The following is a 14,312-nucleotide window of genomic DNA, read 5'->3' as shown; positions in this document are numbered from 1 at the left end:
GACCCCCGACCGTAGAACGGCCCCGCCGCCCGGGCGGGCAGCGACACAGGGTTCGACGCAGTGACGCCCCGAACGGTTCCCCGCGTCTCCGGCCCGGATCGAGCGGGTGGATTCTCTGTCGTCGAGCGTCAGCGTGGACGCCACGCCGGCACGACCACGCCGACTCAGGTCAACGGCAGTTCGGCGATCGCCTCGAGGCCGCCGCGCGCCCCGGAGCGCTCGACGCGCAGGCGGGCGTCCGTCCCCGACACCTCGAGCGTCGACACCGCGTTGCCGAACCACGGGCCGCCGACCGTCGACCACGACAGCGGCGGGTCGTCGAGACCGGCGACCTTCGCGACACGCCCCAGCACACCCGAGAGCCGGCGCCACCAGCCCAGCGCGAACACGTACTCCATGAACCAGGGGACGCCGTTGCGCACCGGCGAGCAGGTCAACTGGTAGACCCGCGACCGGGTGGGGGAGGGGTAGCGGGCCTCGGCGGCGTAGCTGTGGTGGACGTCGCCGGAGAGCACGCAGACCGTCGCCGGGGCCGACGGTCCGGACGCGATCCCCCGGACGAGGTCGGCGAGCCGGTCGAACGAGGCGCGGAACGCCGGCCAGTGCTCGAGGTCGACGGCCTGGCGCACGGATTCGGCGAGCCGGCTGCCCTTCGCGGCGGCCAGCTCGTCGAGCGACTGCACGTGGCTGACCGCCGGCGGCATCAGCCAGGGGATCGACGACCCGAGCAGCAGGTGGTCGACGTCCCCCTCGGACCGGGCGTTCTCGGCGATCCAGGCGAACGAGTGATCGTTGATCATCAGGCGGTCCTGGGCGTTCAGCACGCGGGCGCACCGTGAGTCGATCATGAGCAGGCGCGTCCGGCCGAGGTCCCACCGGTAGCTCCACCGCACGCCCGTGGGCTCGCCGACCTCGGCGTCCGCGCGGCCGGCGAAGTCGGCGAGCAGGTCGAAGACGTCGCCGTCGGCCTCGAGGACCTTGCGGTAGAGCGGGTCGGCGTTCCGCGTCTCGAGGTCGAGGTTGCCGAGGTGCTGGTAGACCCAGTACGACGCGAGCCCGGCCCGGATGCGCTGCGGCCACCACGGCTGGGCGGCCATCTCGTCGCGCCAGGTCTGCGAGGTGTTCCAGTCGTCGCGGACGTCATGGTCGTCGAAGATCATGGCGGTCGGCACGGTCGAGAGCAGCCAGCGCAGCTCCCGGTCGGTCCACGATTCGCTGTAGAGGTGCGCGTACTCGCCGTAGTCCGCGATCTCCAGGCCCGGCCCGTCGGGGTCGTCCGGGTCGCGGCGCGAGCGGATCCAGCGCTCGGTGCGCGGGGTGAGCTCGTCGGCGTAGACCTGGTCGCCGAGCAGGCAGACCGTGTCGGGCAGGACGGACGCCGGGTCGTCGGTCTCGGCGACCTCGTCCATGAGCCGGGTGGCGAACGCGTCGAGGGCGTCGATGCCCAGCGAGGCCTCGAGCTCCGGGTCGTCGGTCGGGGGGTAGCGACACGACCCGAAGACCACGCGCAGCCGCTCCTCGTCGCCCGCCTCGCGGCGGGTCCGCAGGTAGCTGGGTGGTGTCGAGGCGCGCTCGAGGGGCCAGGCGACCTCGCCGTCGAGGCGGACCTCGTACGCCCGGCAGGTGCCCGGCTCGAGCCCGTCGACGGTGACGAGCGCGTAGTGCTGGCCGCACACCTCGAAGGTCGGCGCGGAGCTCCCGAGGACCTCGACGGTGCAGCGTGCGCTCGTCTCCACCCAGATCGTCGCCGTCGTGGTGCCGACGTGGCGCAGCAGGGGGCCGAGTTCGAGGGAGGTCACGTCACCTGACTACCCCAGCCGGCCGCGCGCAGGCATGCCGGATCACTCCGAGCGGTGGGTCAGCTGCTCCAGGCGGCTCTGCACCTGGTCGAGCCGTGCCTGCAGCAGCGCCACCTCGGCGGTGAGCAGCGGGACGAGGGTGCCCTCGTCGAGATCGGCGTCGCCCCCGACCCCGTCCAGCGGGGCGAACACCGCGGCCGCCGGGTCGTCCACGGCCTCGTCGCCGCGCACCGGCACCTGCCCGCACAGCACCCCGAACGCCTCGGGCGTCAGGACCGGGCGCGGTCCCGCGCACAGCCCGCAGACCGGGTGCAGCCGTCGCCACCCCACGACGCCCGGGCCGCCGTCGGCGAGCGCCGTCGCCGCCCGTCCGCAGCCGCAGCGCCCCAGACGGACCGACCGGATGGTCTGCCGGGCGTAGCGCAGCCCGAGCTCGTAGCGCACGAACCGTCCCGACGCGGCGATCTCGAGCAGCACGCAGTGCTGGTACTGCGGGTCGCAGGCCAGGTCGCGCGCATCCGCGAGGTCGTGGAAGCAGTAGAACCCGCAGTCGCACCACGACGACGGGGGCCGGTGCCTCGGGCTCTGGATGCAGACCGCGTCGGCCACGCCTCCGTAGACCTGCGTCCGGCCCAGCGCGACGCCGTTGAAGCCGGCGCGGCGCGCGTCGGCCGAGATCATCGGGTACGCGATCTTGTACCCGGTGAGCGGCGCCTCCGCCCGGGGGCGGTGTCTACCGATCGACCAGCTGCTCGGCCGGCTCACGGTGCTCCGCGGTGATCTCGTGGGCCGGGATGGCGATCTCGCCGGTGTCCGCCGCCTCGTCGGGCGCAGGCGTTGGCGGGTCCTCGGCGATACCGGCGGAGAGTCGACGTCCCAGGCGCATGGCGGCCTCCGAGGGTCAGGAGTTGACGTACCCCCAAGGGTCGTCGGCGACCCCGTCGATGTCCAGGGATCCGTGTGAAAGGGATATGCACGCACGAGGGCCCGGGCGGACCCCCGATGGGGAGCGGGTCCGGCCCGGGCCCTCGCGGAAGCTGCTGTGGGGAGCGGCTCTCCTGCGGGTGGTGCGTCGTGCTCGTTCCTACTCGGCGGCCTCGAGGCCCAGGTCGTCGACGACCGCGCCGACCTCGGCCTCGGTGTCCGCCACGTCGTGGTCGAGCTGGTGCGCGTAGGGCGCGAGCTCGACGGCGTTGGCGGCCGGGGCGGCGAAGGCCGTGATGGCCGCGGGCGCGGCGACGGCGGCGAGCGCGAGACGCATGGTGCTCTTCTTCATGGAGGGTCCTTCCCGATCAGGACTGCTGACTGTTCAGGTCCGGATGACCCGAACGGCCGAACCATCGCGGGCGGCCGACGTCCGATTCAAGCCAGAACGGCCCATTCCGGTACTCGGTAACGAGATCATCACGAGGTGTCGTGTCCCCCGGCTGGCCCTGTGCCGCGAACACGCATGTCAAGCAGTTCTCATGGCGCCCTCAGGTGGATCTCGATCATGTCACGGCGAGGTCACGGCGGTTCACGTGATCGTCATGTGCGGGCGGGCTTCGACGGGCAAGATCTGGAGTTGGTGGTCCATGGATCCGGCGGTCGGGCGGCTGCGTCGAAGCCGGTGTGAGCACTGATGCCGAGCGCCGCGCGTTCCGGGCGCTGATCCGCCGCCAGCACGGGGTCGTGAGCCTCGACCAGGCACGGAAGGCGGGCTACACGCGCCAGGCCGTCGCCCGCAAGGTCGAGGCCGAGGCGTGGTTCCCCACCGGCCCCCGGGTCTACCAGGTGGGCGAGCACGACGAGACGCCGACGTCCCGGGCGATCGCCGCGCTCCTGTCGCTCGGCCCCGACGCGACGCTCGTCGGGTCGTCGGCCGCGTGGTGGTGGGGGTTCCGCGACACCGCACCCCTGTTGCACCAGGTCGCCGTGCCCTGGGACCGGCGCACCCGCCCGCGGAAGGACCTCGACATCGCGCTGCGGACCATCGACCCCGCCGACCGCACTCGGGTCGCCGGCGCCGACGTCACCGCGCGGGCGCTGACCGTGCTCGACGCGGTGGTGGTGCTCGGTCTCGACGAGGGCGCACGGGTCGCCGACCGGGCGTTGCAGAAGGGCTCCCTGAGCGTCGAGATGCTGCGGGCGACGCACATGCGGACGTCCGGCCGACATGGCGCGCCGCTCGGTGCCGAACTCATCGCGCTGGCGGACGGCGGCGCGCGGTCGTGGGCCGAGCGCGCGCTGCACACGGGGCTGCACGGAGCAGGGATGACCGGGTGGTCCGCCAACACCGAGATCGTGCTGCCCGGCTTCGGGCGGGCGGTCGGGGACGTCGTGTTCGACGAGGAGAAGGTGATCGTCGAGGTGGACGGCTGGGCCTACCACCGCGATCTCCGCGCCTTCCTCCTCGACGGCCCCCGGCAGTCCGCCCTCGCGGCCGACGGCTGGGTCGTGCTGCGGACCCATTGGTACGAGCTCCGCGACGACCCCGGGGCGTTGCTGGCCCGGTTGCGGTCGACGCTGAAGGCAAGATCCTGAGTTGGTGAGCGCCCGCTCCGCTCAGCGGAGCATCCGCTCACCAGTTCCAGATCTTGCTCGGCACGGGTTCGGCCGAGCCCGGGCGACACACCCGGCGTGTCGTACGCTTCGCCGCCGAGGGGGCAGTAGCTCAGCTGGTCAGAGCAGCGAACTCATAATTCGTCAGGTCGTCGGTTCGAGCCCGACCTGCCCCACCCGTTCGACGGTGTCGCCCCCCGCCGCCCTGGCCGAGATCCCCTGCGCCCGTCACCCTGGGGTCATGGACCACACCGCGATCCCCGCGCTGCGGCGTTGGCTCATGGCCGCGATGCTGCTGATCATCGCGTTGGTCGGGTGGACCTGGGCCGAGGCCATCGACGACCCGTCGCGCCTGGCGCTCTGGTACCCGGTCGCCCTCGCGGTCGCCGCCGGCGTCTGCCTCGGTGTCCTCGGCGCCCGACTGCGCCGTCTGGACCAGGCAGGGAGGCCCGAGGACACGACCGTCGAGCCGAGCACCATGCCCTGACGGTTCAGGGACGTCGGGCCTGCTCCACGGCGCGGCGGATCGCGATCACGGCGCGGTCCCGCTCGGCGACCAGGGTGGCGTAGTCGTGCCCGTTCGCCGTCCCCGCGACCATGGCGTCGCGCAACGACCCGGTCAGCTCCGGCGCGTCCAGCCGGGTCCACGGTGCGCGCAGGGACGGCCCGAAGTGGTCGAGCATGTGGGCCATGCCGCCCTCGCCGCCGGCGAGGTGGAAGGTGAGGCACGGGCCGTGCACCGGCCAGCGCAGCCCCGGGCCCTCGGTGATCGCGGCGTCGATCTGCTCCACCGTCGCGTCCCCGTTGGCGACCATGTGCAGCGCCTCCCGCCAGAGCGCCTCCTGCAGCCGGTTGGCGACGAAGCCGGGCACCTCGCGATCCATCTCGATCACCGTCTTGCCGGTCGCCCGGTAGAACTCGGCGGCCCGCCGCGTCACCGCGGGATCGGTCGACGGCCCGCCGACCACCTCGACGAGCGGGATGAGGTACGGCGGGTTGAAGGGGTGCCCGACGACGAGGCGCGACGGGTCGGCCGCCGCCGTCGCCATCTCGCCCATCGGGAAGCCGGAGGTCGAGGACGCGACCACGGTGTCGTCCCCCGTCGCCGCGACGATCTCGGCGAGCAGGCCGCGCTTGAGGTCGAGGTCCTCGGGCGCGCTCTCCTGGACGACGACGGCATCCGCGCAGGCCTCGCGCAGCGACGCGGCCACGCGCAGCCGGTCCCGGTCGGCGGTGGGGTCGAGTCCCAGCTCGGTGAGGGCGGGCCAGGCGGCGTCGACGGTGCGCCGCAGCCGCTCCTCGGCGTCCGGCGCCGGGTCCCAGGCCACGACGTCGAAGCCCCGGGCGAGGAAGTGCGCGGCCCACCCCCCGCCGATGACGCCGGCCCCGATGCACGCGACCGGACGGGTGGCGGGACGGCTCACCGCGCGCCCAGCCCGAAGATCTCACGGGCCTCGTCCGGGGTGGCGACGGCGGCCCCGAGCGACTCCACGATCGTCACCGCGCGGTCGACCAGCTGCGCGTTCGTCGCCTTCACCCCGCGGGCGAGGTAGAGGTTGTCCTCGAGCCCCACGCGGGCGTGCCCGCCGTGCAGCACCGACTGCGCCACCCACGGCAGCTGGTCGCGGCCGAGCGCGAAGGACGTGAACTGCGCGTCCTCCGGCAGCAGGTTGACCATCGCCTGCAGCAGGCCGGGGTCGGCCGGCGCGCCGTAGGGCACGCCCATGCACAGCTGCATCAGCGCGGGCCGGTCGATGAGCCCTTCGTCGTGCATGACCTTCGCGAACCACAGCTGCCCGGTGTCGAAGATCTCCAGCTCGGGCTTCACGCCGAGCTCCTGGAAGCGCCGCGCGCCGACGCGCAGCATGTCCGTCGTGGACACGTAGAGGGCGCTGCCGTCCCCGAAGTTGTACGAGCCGCAGTCGAGCGTCGCGATCTCGGGCCGGAGCTCCTCGACGTGCGGGAGGCGGTCGATCGCGTTGACGAGGTCGGTGCCGTCGACCGGCTTGAGCGGGTCCTCCTCGTCGATCACGAGGTCGCCGCCCATGCCCGCGGTGAGGTTGAGGACGACGTCGACGTCGGCGGCCCGGATGAGGCGGACCGCCTCGCGGTAGAGGGCGACGTCGCGGGACCGGATGCCCGTCTCGGGATGGCGGACGTGGACGTGGACGACGGCGGCGCCGGCCCGGGCGGCGGCGACCGCGTCGTCGGCGATCTGCGCCGGGGTGACCGGGACGTGGGGGCTCTTGCCGGGGCTGTCGGCGGCCCCGGTCAGCGCCGCCGTGATGACCACGTGGCGGTTCACGGTTCGGGGCATGACGCGTCCTCTCGCAGGATCGTGTGGGCGATGAAGTCGTGGAGCGCCGCGCGCATGTCGGCGGCCCGGGAGGCCTCGGTCATGACGCCGACCCCGAGGCCGTCGACCAGCGCCGTCAGCTGGCGGGCGCGCAGCTCGAGGTCCGTGTCGGCGCGGAAGACCCCGGCCTCGGCACCGTCGCGCAGCGTCATCAGGACCGTCCGGAACCACCGGTCCTGCGCCTGGGCGTACAGCTCGCGGCGGCCCGCGTCGAGCACCGCCTCCACCCAGACCTGCATCCAGATCGACCACTCGGGCTCGAGGACGGGCCCGTCGGGCATCTGCAGGTCGAGCAGGGTGACGAGGCGCGCATGCGGGTCGGTGACGGTGGCCAGCGCGGCGGACTGGCGCGCGAACGCCAGCTCCACGTTGTGGCGCAGGGCCTCGCCGAGCAGGGCCTCCCGCCCGGGGAAGTGGTAGTGGACCGCGGCGCTGCTGGTGCCCGCGCGCTCGGCCACGTCGGCGACGCGGACCCGGTGGTAGCCCGCCGTGGCGATGAGGGTCCACGCGGCGTCGAGGATCCGTTTGCGCGCGCCGTCGGGGTCGGGCGTCGCGTCCTCACGGAGCGACGGACCCGGGGTGGCCGTCACCGGGGGGTCGTCACCGCGGGCGAGCCAGCCGAGCGGCGCGCCGGTGACGTCCGCGATCGCGGCGAGCTCGCCGGCGGTGAACCGGCGGCGCCCGGCGAGGGCCTTCGACAGCTTGATCTCGTCGAGCCCGATCGCGGTCGCGACCTCCCGGCGCGTGCCGCACCGGTCGACGGCCGCCCGCACGCGCTGCCGCAGCTCGCTGTCGGCGGAGCCCTCGGTCACGCCGCCGACCGTAGGTGGAGTCCTGCGGGAATCGCAAGTACTGACTGACGAGTCAGTCAGATGTCGCCGAGTCCTCCCCGCTTGACCAGTTGGGAGGCGATGACGCCCTGCTGGATCTCGTTGGTGCCCTCGCCGACGATCATCAGGGGGGCGTCGCGGAAGTAGCGTTCGACGTCGTACTCGGTGGAGTAGCCGTAGCCGCCGTGGATGCGCACGGCGTTCAGGGCGACCTCCATGGCGGTCTCGGAGGTGAACAGCTTGGCCATGCCGGCTTCCATGTCGGCGCGCTGCCCGGCGTCGAACTTCTCGGCGGCGTGCAGGACCAGCTGACGGGCGGCGGTGATCTTGGTGCCCATGTCGGCGAGGTAGTTCCCGATCGACTGGTGGCGCCAGATCGGCTGCCCGAACGCCTCGCGCTCCTGGGCGTAGCGCAGCGCGTCGTCGAACGCGGCGGTGGCGACCCCGAGCGCGCGGGCCGCGACCTGGATGCGGCCGGTCTCGAGGCCCTTCATCATCTGCGCGAAGCCGCGGCCCTCCTCCCCACCGAGCAGCGCGTCGGCGGGCACCGCCATGTCGGTGAACGTCAGCTCGCAGGCCTCGACGCCTTTGTAGCCCAGCTTGGAGAGGTCCTGGGAGACCTCGAGGCCGGGGCCGTGCTCGACGAGCAGGATCGACACGCCGCGGTGCTTGGGCTCGGCGTCGGGGTCGGTCTTGCACATCAGCGCGATCAGCCCGGACCGGCGGGCGTTGGAGATCCAGGTCTTGGCGCCGTTGACCACGAACCCGTCGCCGGAGCGGCGCGCCGTGGTCGTCATCGCCTGCAGGTCCGACCCGCCGCCGGGCTCGGTGAGCGCCATCGTGGCGCGCAGCTCCCCGGTCGCCATGCGCGGCAGGTAGCGGTCCTGCTGCTCCTTCGTCCCGAACTCGACGAGCAGCTTCGCGACGACGGTGTGCCCGCCCATCGCGCCGGCCAGGCTCATCCAGCCGCGGGCGAGCTCGGCGGTGACGAGCGCGTAGCAGGGCATCGACACCGGCGCCTCGCCCCACGGCTCGGGGATCGCCAACCCGTAGATCCCGAGCTGCTTCATCTGCTCGATGAACTTCTCGGGGTAGGTGTTGGCGTGCTCCATGTCGCGGACCTGCGGGCGCACCTCACGGTCCACGAAGTCCCGGACCGTCTCCACCACGAAGCGTTCCTCGGACGACAGGTCGCTCATGGGGCCATCATGCGGGCCCCGCGTCAGAAGGGCGACCGTTCGCCCGTGGCGTCGTAGAGGCGTGTGTGGTCGGCGACGATGACGTCCCCGATGTCGGGGGCGTGGGCGACGGCCCGCCAGGCGTCGAGCGCCTCCGCCGAGTCCCAGCGCTCGTAGATGTCGATCCGGGCGGGGTCCACCGAGTCGGCCGTGATCGCGACCCCGAGGCAGCCCGGGGCGTCGCGTCCACGGCGAACGAGGTCGGCGAGGGTCGCGACGACGCGATCACGAACGTCGGGCGCCACCTCGACGTGGCCGGCGTCGGTTGAGAATAACAACTGTCCAGTCCTGAACAAGGACTAGGCTGCGGCGCGCATCTCGTCGGGAGCGTCGAGGCCCCGCGTCAGCGTCTCGCTCATGCCCCAGCTGCTCGCGAGCGAGACCAGGGCGAGCAGCACTGTGAAGCCGGCGACGGCCAGGAGGCTGCCGGTCCAGAGCACGAGGAGCCCGCAGATCGCCGGCGAGACCCCGCCGACGATCGACGCGATCTGGTAGGAGAGCGAGGCGCCGCTGTAGCGCAGGTGAGTCGGGAAGAGCTCGGAGAAGTACGCCGACTGCGGCCCGTACACCGCACTGCGGCAGGCCTGGACGACGAGTCCGCCGAGGACGAACAGGCCGATCACGCCGGTGCCGACGAGCAGGAAGTACGGGATCGAGAACACCGCGAGCAGCGCCATCCCGCCGAGGAAGAGCGGCCGGCGCCCGATCCGGTCCGAGAGCAGGCCGAGCAGCAGGATCATGGGGATGTCGGCCGCGGACAGGAACGTGTTCGCGCCGAGGACCTCGCTGCGCTCGTAGTCGAGCTCCGTCGTCGCGTACGAGACGAGCCAGACCGAGCTGATGTAGAAGGTCGCGTTGGTGGCGACGAACGACCCCGCCGCCAGCAGGATGAGCTTCGGGTGCTCCCGGAGCACCTGCAGGACCGGCAGCCGGCTCGCCTCGCGGCGCTCCTGGTCGCGGCGGAACACCGGGCTCTCGGCGACGGTCAGCCGGATCCACAGGCCCACCGCGATGAGGACGGCGCTCGCCAGGAACGGGATCCGCCAGCCCCAGGCGAGGAACGACGCCTCGCTGACGGTCAGGTCGAGCACGAGGAACGAGCCGGTGCCCATGACCAGGCCGAGGGGGACGCCGACCTGGGGCCAGCTCCCGTAGAAGCCGCGCCGGCCCTCCGGGGCGTTCTCGACGGCCATGAGCGCGGCGCCGCCCCACTCGCCCCCGACCCCGAAGCCCTGGGCGAACCGCAGCACCACGAGCAGCACCGGGGCGAGCACGCCGATCGTCGCGTACCCGGGCAGCAGGCCGATGCCGACCGTCGCCGCGCCCATGAGCAGCAGCGAGTACACGAGCATCGGTTTGCGGCCGATGCGGTCGCCGAAGTGCGCGAACACCGCTCCGCCGATCGGGCGGGCGATGAACCCGGTGGCGAACGTGCCGAGCGCGGCGATCGTCCCGACGGCCGGCGCGACGGACGGGAAGAAGACCTTGTTGAAGACGAGCGCCGCGGCCGTGCCGTAGATGAAGAAGTCGAACCACTCGATCGTCGTGCCGACCAGGCTCGCGGCGGCCACCCGGCGCGGGACGCGCAGGGAGGGGCGGCCGGACCCGGACGCGTCGCTCACCATGGGGTGCTCCTCGTCGTCTCGGGGTGCCCGGCCATCGAACGGCCCGTGGTCGAGGAGGTCAAGGAAAGGCAAAGAAGAGGTCAAGTCTCTGGAGGGTCAGCACGACGGCGCCCCGCTCGGACCGGGCGCGGCGCACAGACCTCAGGCGCGCAGGCCGTCGAGCACGAAGCGGGCCAGGCGGTCGGCGCGGGCCGGCCACTCCGGGCCCGCGGGCAGGGTCCACAGTCCCGCGAGGAGGGCGAGGACGTCCTGGGCGTCGCGGTCGGCCTGCAGCGAGCCGTCGGACTCCCCGGCCGCGAGGATGCGGGCGAGGGCGTCGAGGATCGCCTCGCGGACCGGCGGGTGGGTGCCGGCGGGCAGCGCGTGCACGAGCTCGCCGAGGGCACGCTTCGTCCGGGCGTACTCCACGAACCGCGCGAGCCAGCGCGCGAGCGCCTCGGCGGCGGTGCCCTGCTCGAGATCGAGCTCGCCCAGGGCGCGGATCTCGGCGGCGTAGGTCGCGGCGACGAGGTCCTCGCGGCTCGGGAAGTTCCGGTACAGCGTCGCGATGCTGACGCCCGCCTCGCGCGCGACCGCGTCGAGGGGGACGTCCGGACCCTGGTCGGCGAACAGGCGCGCGGCGGCGGCGAGCAGGGCGGACCTGTTCGCGCGGGCGTCGGCTCGCTGGGGCACGGAACAAGCGTAGACGTCCTACGCTTGAGGTGTACGGTGGAGCAGTAAGCGTAGGAAACCTACGTTTCATCGCTCACCGGGAGAACCCATGACCGCGACCGCAGAGCTGATCACCACCCCGTTCGGCGAGTTCTCCACCGCCGAGGAGGTCGCCGCGGGCGTCGACCTCACCGGTCGGCGCGCCGTCGTCACCGGCGCGTCCTCGGGGATCGGCGTCGAGACCGCCCGCACGCTCGCGACCCACGGCGCGGAGGTCACCCTCGCCGTGCGCGACACCGACGCCGGGCGGGAGGTCGCCGACGACATCCGCGCCGGCGCCCCCGACGCCCGCGTCGACGTCCGGCCCCTCGAGCTGGGTGACCGCGGCTCGATCGCCGCGTTCGCCGAGGGCTGGGACGGCCCGCTCGACCTGCTCGTGAACAACGCCGGCGTCATGGCCCTGCCGGAGCTGACGCTGGCCGACGGGCTCGAGACCCAGTTCGCGACCAACCACCTGGGCCACTTCGCGCTGGCGACGGGCCTGCACCGCGCGCTGGCGGCGGCCGACGGTGCCCGTGTCGTGTCCGTGTCGTCGGCGGCGCACCTGCGCTGCCCGGTGCTCTTCGACGACCCGGTGTTCGCGTTCGTGCCGTACGACCCGTTCCTCGCCTACGGCCAGTCGAAGACGGCCAACGTGCTCTTCGCCGTCGAGGCGACGCGGCGGTGGGCCGACGACGGCATCACGGTCAACGCCCTCATGCCCGGCGGCATCGCGACGGGCCTCCAGCGGTACGTCGACATGGAGGCCCTGATCGCGGCGCGGCGCAGTGCCGGAGCGTCGGACGTCCTCAAGACCACCGAGCAGGGCGCGTCGACGTCGGTGCTGCTCGCGGTCTCGCCGCTGCTCGAGGGCGTCGGCGGCCGCTACTTCGAGGACTGCCACGAGGCGGCCGTGATCACGAACCGCGCGCAGTCCGACGGCCGCCACGGCGTCGCACCGTTCGCGCTCGACCCGGAGAACGCGGCCCGGCTGTGGGCCCTGTCCGAGCGCCTGCTCGGGCGGTCCTGACGGGTCAGGGTGGGCGGCGTCGCGCGAGGCGGGCGCCGGCGCGGACCGAGGCGAGCACCTCGTTGGAGCGGCTCTCGGCGCACGGCGCCGTGGAGATCGCCTACCGGGTCGGCGGCCGGATGCCGTTGCACCACACCGGGGTGGGGCTGGTGCTGCTCGCCCACGCCGACGACGAGGAGCGGGCGGCCGTGCTCGACACGCTCGGCCCCGGCGGCCACCACCGCACCGCTGCGTCGGCGGCTCGCGGACATCCGGCGGCGGGGCGTCGTCGTGTTCGACCGCAGCGATCCCGCCCCGGTGGCGTCGGTGGCCGCACCGGTCCGCGACGCGACCTGGGCGACGGTCGCCGCGGTCTCGATCGTCGTGCCGGCCGGCGGCGCGTCCCCCCGGGCCTACGAGCACGTCGTGTCGGCGACCGCCCGCGGCGTCTCCCGGGGGCTCGGCCCCGGGCGGGGCTGATCAGACCCGGCGTGCGGTGAAGTGCCGCCGCTCGCGCTACCTGGGACGTCGGGACGCCTGAGCTCCCACGCCGCCGTCGCGGGATCCCGCATGGCCACGAGAGCCCGGTACGACCGAACGGCAGTGCTCTCCAGTTCGATCTCCCGGGAGTGTCACCAGGGTCGTCCCGAACACGACGCTGGTGACATCCTCGAGAGATCATTCTGGAGAGCGCCGAGCGGTCGGTACGGCCTCCACTCCGGCGCCGCCGTGCTCGCCCGGGTGTCGGGCACGCGCATCGCGGAGCTCGGTCAGACCCCGAGGTGACGCCGGAGGAAAGCGGCCGCGTCGTCGAACGCCGCGGCGGCGACGACGGGGCTCCCGCGCCAGAGGTGGTCGGCGCCGGGGACGAGGTCCAGCGTCACCTCGGCGCCGACGGACTCCAGCGCCGCCACGAGGCGCTCGGACTGGCGCGACGGGACCAGGGTGTCGCCCGTGCCGTGCCGGAGCAGGAACGGCGGGGCACCGGAGCGGACGTGGGCCACGGGGCTCGCGGCGCGGGCGCGGTCGGGGTCCGCGGCCGGGGTCACGCCGAGCATCAGCGCCTCCCGGGAGTCGGCGGCCGCCGGGTCGACGGCGCTGATCCCGCCGGCCGCGGCGTCCTCGGCGAGGGTGGTGAGGTCGGCCGGGCCGTACCAGTCGACGACGGCGCGCACGTCGGGGTCGGTGAGCCCGAGCAGGGCGGCGAGGTGGCCGCCCGCCGACTCGCCCCACAGCGCGACCCGGGTGGCGTCGACGTCGACGGCCTCGGCGTGCTCGCGCACCCAGTGCAGGCCGGCCATCACGTCCTCGAGCGGCGCCGGGAACCGCGCCTCCCCGGAGAGCCGGTAGTCCAGCGACGCCACCGCGACCCCGGACGCCGCGAGCCGGGCGAACGGGGACGGGCACCAGTCGGCGTACATCGGCCCGACCAGCGCGCGGGTGCCGACGCGCCAGCCGCCGCCGTGCACGAACACGACCAGCGGGGGCGGGGGCCCGTCGTGGGGCCGGTACAGGTCCAGCAGGAGCGGCCGGTAGCCCGGGACCGCGGCGTACTCGACGGCCCGCCACACGGCGACGCCGTCGACCCCGTCGACGCGGACCGACTCCGGGATCTCAGTCGATGAGACGGACATCGTGGAAGAACTCGTTGCGGTAGCGGCGCGCGGCGTCGCCCAGCTGCTCGGGGGAGGGGATCACGGGGACCGGTGGTGGCGCCGTCGCGTCGGTGCGCTCGCCGGCGGCGGCGAAGAAGCGCTCGAAGCCTCCGGTCGAGACGCCGAGGGTCCGCGCGCGCAGCGACTCGACCCGGAACGTGTGCTTGCGCCCGGCCGGGACGTAGCCGAAGTCGCCGGTGGTCAGCACACGGTCGAGGACCTCGCCGTCGGTGCCCTCGATCGCGACGCGCACCTGCCCGTCGAGGACGTAGAAGTTCTCGTGGACGTCGTCGTGGGCGTGCACCGGGATCGCCCGGCCGCGCGGCGCCTCCATCGTGAACACCCCGAACTGCCCCTCGGTCTCGTCACCGGAGAGCAGCACGGTGAACAGCTGGTCGAACAGGTGCGCCCGCTCGCCCTCGCCGGCGGCCAGCACGAACGGCTCGGGACGGCCCGGCAGGCTGCTCCGCGGCGTCTCGGCCGCCGTCACGAACTCCGCGGTCATCGAGGCTCCTCGCACGGGGATGGGGGTCGCTGGCGCGAGCACTCTGCGGCACCCGCGACCCGCC

Annotated in this window: 17 protein-coding genes and 1 tRNA gene; 5 read left to right on the top strand and 13 right to left on the bottom strand. The window is 73.6% G+C overall.

Annotated elements, in window-relative coordinates; translation table 11 throughout:
* Positions 1–164 precede the first annotated feature (164 nt).
* From ACR9E3_RS20650 to ACR9E3_RS20635, 4 genes are all read right to left on the bottom strand, one after another.
* The gene (locus tag ACR9E3_RS20650) at positions 165–1,799 is read right to left on the bottom strand and encodes an alkaline phosphatase D family protein (protein WP_460382404.1); all 1,635 of its coding nucleotides are present in this window, start codon (positions 1,797–1,799) and stop codon (positions 165–167) included.
* Between the two features lie 42 nt (positions 1,800–1,841).
* Complete coding sequence (locus tag ACR9E3_RS20645) at positions 1,842–2,480, bottom strand: hypothetical protein (protein WP_460382403.1); 639 nt, start codon at positions 2,478–2,480, stop codon at positions 1,842–1,844.
* Between the two features lie 52 nt (positions 2,481–2,532).
* Positions 2,533–2,685: a hypothetical protein gene (locus ACR9E3_RS20640; protein ID WP_460382402.1), complete on the bottom strand. Its 153-nt coding sequence runs from the start codon at positions 2,683–2,685 to the stop codon at positions 2,533–2,535.
* Positions 2,686–2,883: 198 nt separating this feature from the next.
* The gene (locus tag ACR9E3_RS20635; protein ID WP_460382401.1) at positions 2,884–3,075 is read right to left on the bottom strand and encodes a hypothetical protein; all 192 of its coding nucleotides are present in this window, start codon (positions 3,073–3,075) and stop codon (positions 2,884–2,886) included.
* Positions 3,076–3,410: 335 nt separating this feature from the next.
* On the opposite strand from ACR9E3_RS20635, the gene ACR9E3_RS20630 reads away from it, so the two are divergent.
* The 3 genes from ACR9E3_RS20630 to ACR9E3_RS20620 all read left to right on the top strand — a co-directional run bounded on the left by ACR9E3_RS20630 (position 3,411) and on the right by ACR9E3_RS20620 (position 4,827).
* Positions 3,411–4,322, top strand: a complete 912-nt coding sequence (locus ACR9E3_RS20630) for a DUF559 domain-containing protein (RefSeq protein ID WP_460382400.1) — start codon at positions 3,411–3,413, stop codon at positions 4,320–4,322.
* A gap of 119 nt (positions 4,323–4,441) precedes the next feature.
* A tRNA-Ile gene (locus tag ACR9E3_RS20625) sits at positions 4,442–4,516 on the top strand.
* A gap of 65 nt (positions 4,517–4,581) precedes the next feature.
* Positions 4,582–4,827, top strand: a complete 246-nt coding sequence (locus tag ACR9E3_RS20620) for a hypothetical protein (protein WP_460382399.1) — start codon at positions 4,582–4,584, stop codon at positions 4,825–4,827.
* A gap of 4 nt (positions 4,828–4,831) precedes the next feature.
* Here ACR9E3_RS20620 and ACR9E3_RS20615 read toward each other — a convergent pair whose 3' ends face one another.
* From ACR9E3_RS20615 to ACR9E3_RS20585, 7 genes are all read right to left on the bottom strand, one after another.
* Positions 4,832–5,764: a 3-hydroxyacyl-CoA dehydrogenase NAD-binding domain-containing protein gene (locus ACR9E3_RS20615; protein ID WP_460382398.1), complete on the bottom strand. Its 933-nt coding sequence runs from the start codon at positions 5,762–5,764 to the stop codon at positions 4,832–4,834.
* Positions 5,761–6,657, bottom strand: a complete 897-nt coding sequence (locus tag ACR9E3_RS20610; protein ID WP_460382397.1) for a beta-keto acid cleavage family enzyme — start codon at positions 6,655–6,657, stop codon at positions 5,761–5,763. The genes ACR9E3_RS20615 and ACR9E3_RS20610 overlap by 4 nt, the downstream gene beginning before the upstream one ends.
* On the bottom strand, positions 6,642–7,508 hold the full coding sequence (locus ACR9E3_RS20605; RefSeq protein ID WP_460382396.1) for a TetR family transcriptional regulator C-terminal domain-containing protein: 867 nt from the start codon (positions 7,506–7,508) through the stop codon (positions 6,642–6,644). Before ACR9E3_RS20605 ends, ACR9E3_RS20610 begins: the two co-directional genes overlap by 16 nt.
* Positions 7,509–7,564: 56 nt before the next feature.
* Positions 7,565–8,725, bottom strand: a complete 1,161-nt coding sequence (locus tag ACR9E3_RS20600; protein WP_460382395.1) for an acyl-CoA dehydrogenase family protein — start codon at positions 8,723–8,725, stop codon at positions 7,565–7,567.
* 23 nt (positions 8,726–8,748) lie between these two features.
* On the bottom strand, positions 8,749–9,042 hold the full coding sequence (locus ACR9E3_RS20595) for a putative quinol monooxygenase (RefSeq protein WP_460382394.1): 294 nt from the start codon (positions 9,040–9,042) through the stop codon (positions 8,749–8,751).
* 21 nt (positions 9,043–9,063) lie between these two features.
* Positions 9,064–10,389, bottom strand: coding sequence for an MFS transporter (locus ACR9E3_RS20590; RefSeq protein WP_460382392.1), 1,326 nt, complete (start codon positions 10,387–10,389; stop codon positions 9,064–9,066).
* 141 nt (positions 10,390–10,530) lie between these two features.
* On the bottom strand, positions 10,531–11,061 hold the full coding sequence (locus ACR9E3_RS20585; RefSeq protein WP_460382391.1) for a TetR/AcrR family transcriptional regulator: 531 nt from the start codon (positions 11,059–11,061) through the stop codon (positions 10,531–10,533).
* A gap of 88 nt (positions 11,062–11,149) precedes the next feature.
* On the opposite strand from ACR9E3_RS20585, the gene ACR9E3_RS20580 reads away from it, so the two are divergent.
* Positions 11,150–12,109 (top strand): SDR family NAD(P)-dependent oxidoreductase, encoded by a 960-nt coding sequence (locus ACR9E3_RS20580; RefSeq protein WP_460382390.1) that lies wholly within the window; start codon positions 11,150–11,152, stop codon positions 12,107–12,109.
* Positions 12,110–12,118: 9 nt separating this feature from the next.
* The gene (locus tag ACR9E3_RS20575; RefSeq protein ID WP_460382389.1) at positions 12,119–12,568 is read left to right on the top strand and encodes an IclR family transcriptional regulator domain-containing protein; all 450 of its coding nucleotides are present in this window, start codon (positions 12,119–12,121) and stop codon (positions 12,566–12,568) included.
* Positions 12,569–12,858: 290 nt separating this feature from the next.
* Here ACR9E3_RS20575 and ACR9E3_RS20570 read toward each other — a convergent pair whose 3' ends face one another.
* Complete coding sequence (locus ACR9E3_RS20570; protein WP_460382388.1) at positions 12,859–13,722, bottom strand: alpha/beta hydrolase fold domain-containing protein; 864 nt, start codon at positions 13,720–13,722, stop codon at positions 12,859–12,861.
* Positions 13,703–14,248 (bottom strand): quercetin 2,3-dioxygenase, encoded by a 546-nt coding sequence (locus ACR9E3_RS20565; protein WP_460382387.1) that lies wholly within the window; start codon positions 14,246–14,248, stop codon positions 13,703–13,705. The genes ACR9E3_RS20570 and ACR9E3_RS20565 overlap by 20 nt, the downstream gene beginning before the upstream one ends.
* Between the last annotated feature and the right edge of the window lie 64 nt (positions 14,249–14,312).

The sequence above is a fragment of the Actinomycetospora sp. C-140 genome (assembly GCF_054796175.1).
This window is presented reverse-complemented; position numbering and strand designations above follow the sequence as displayed.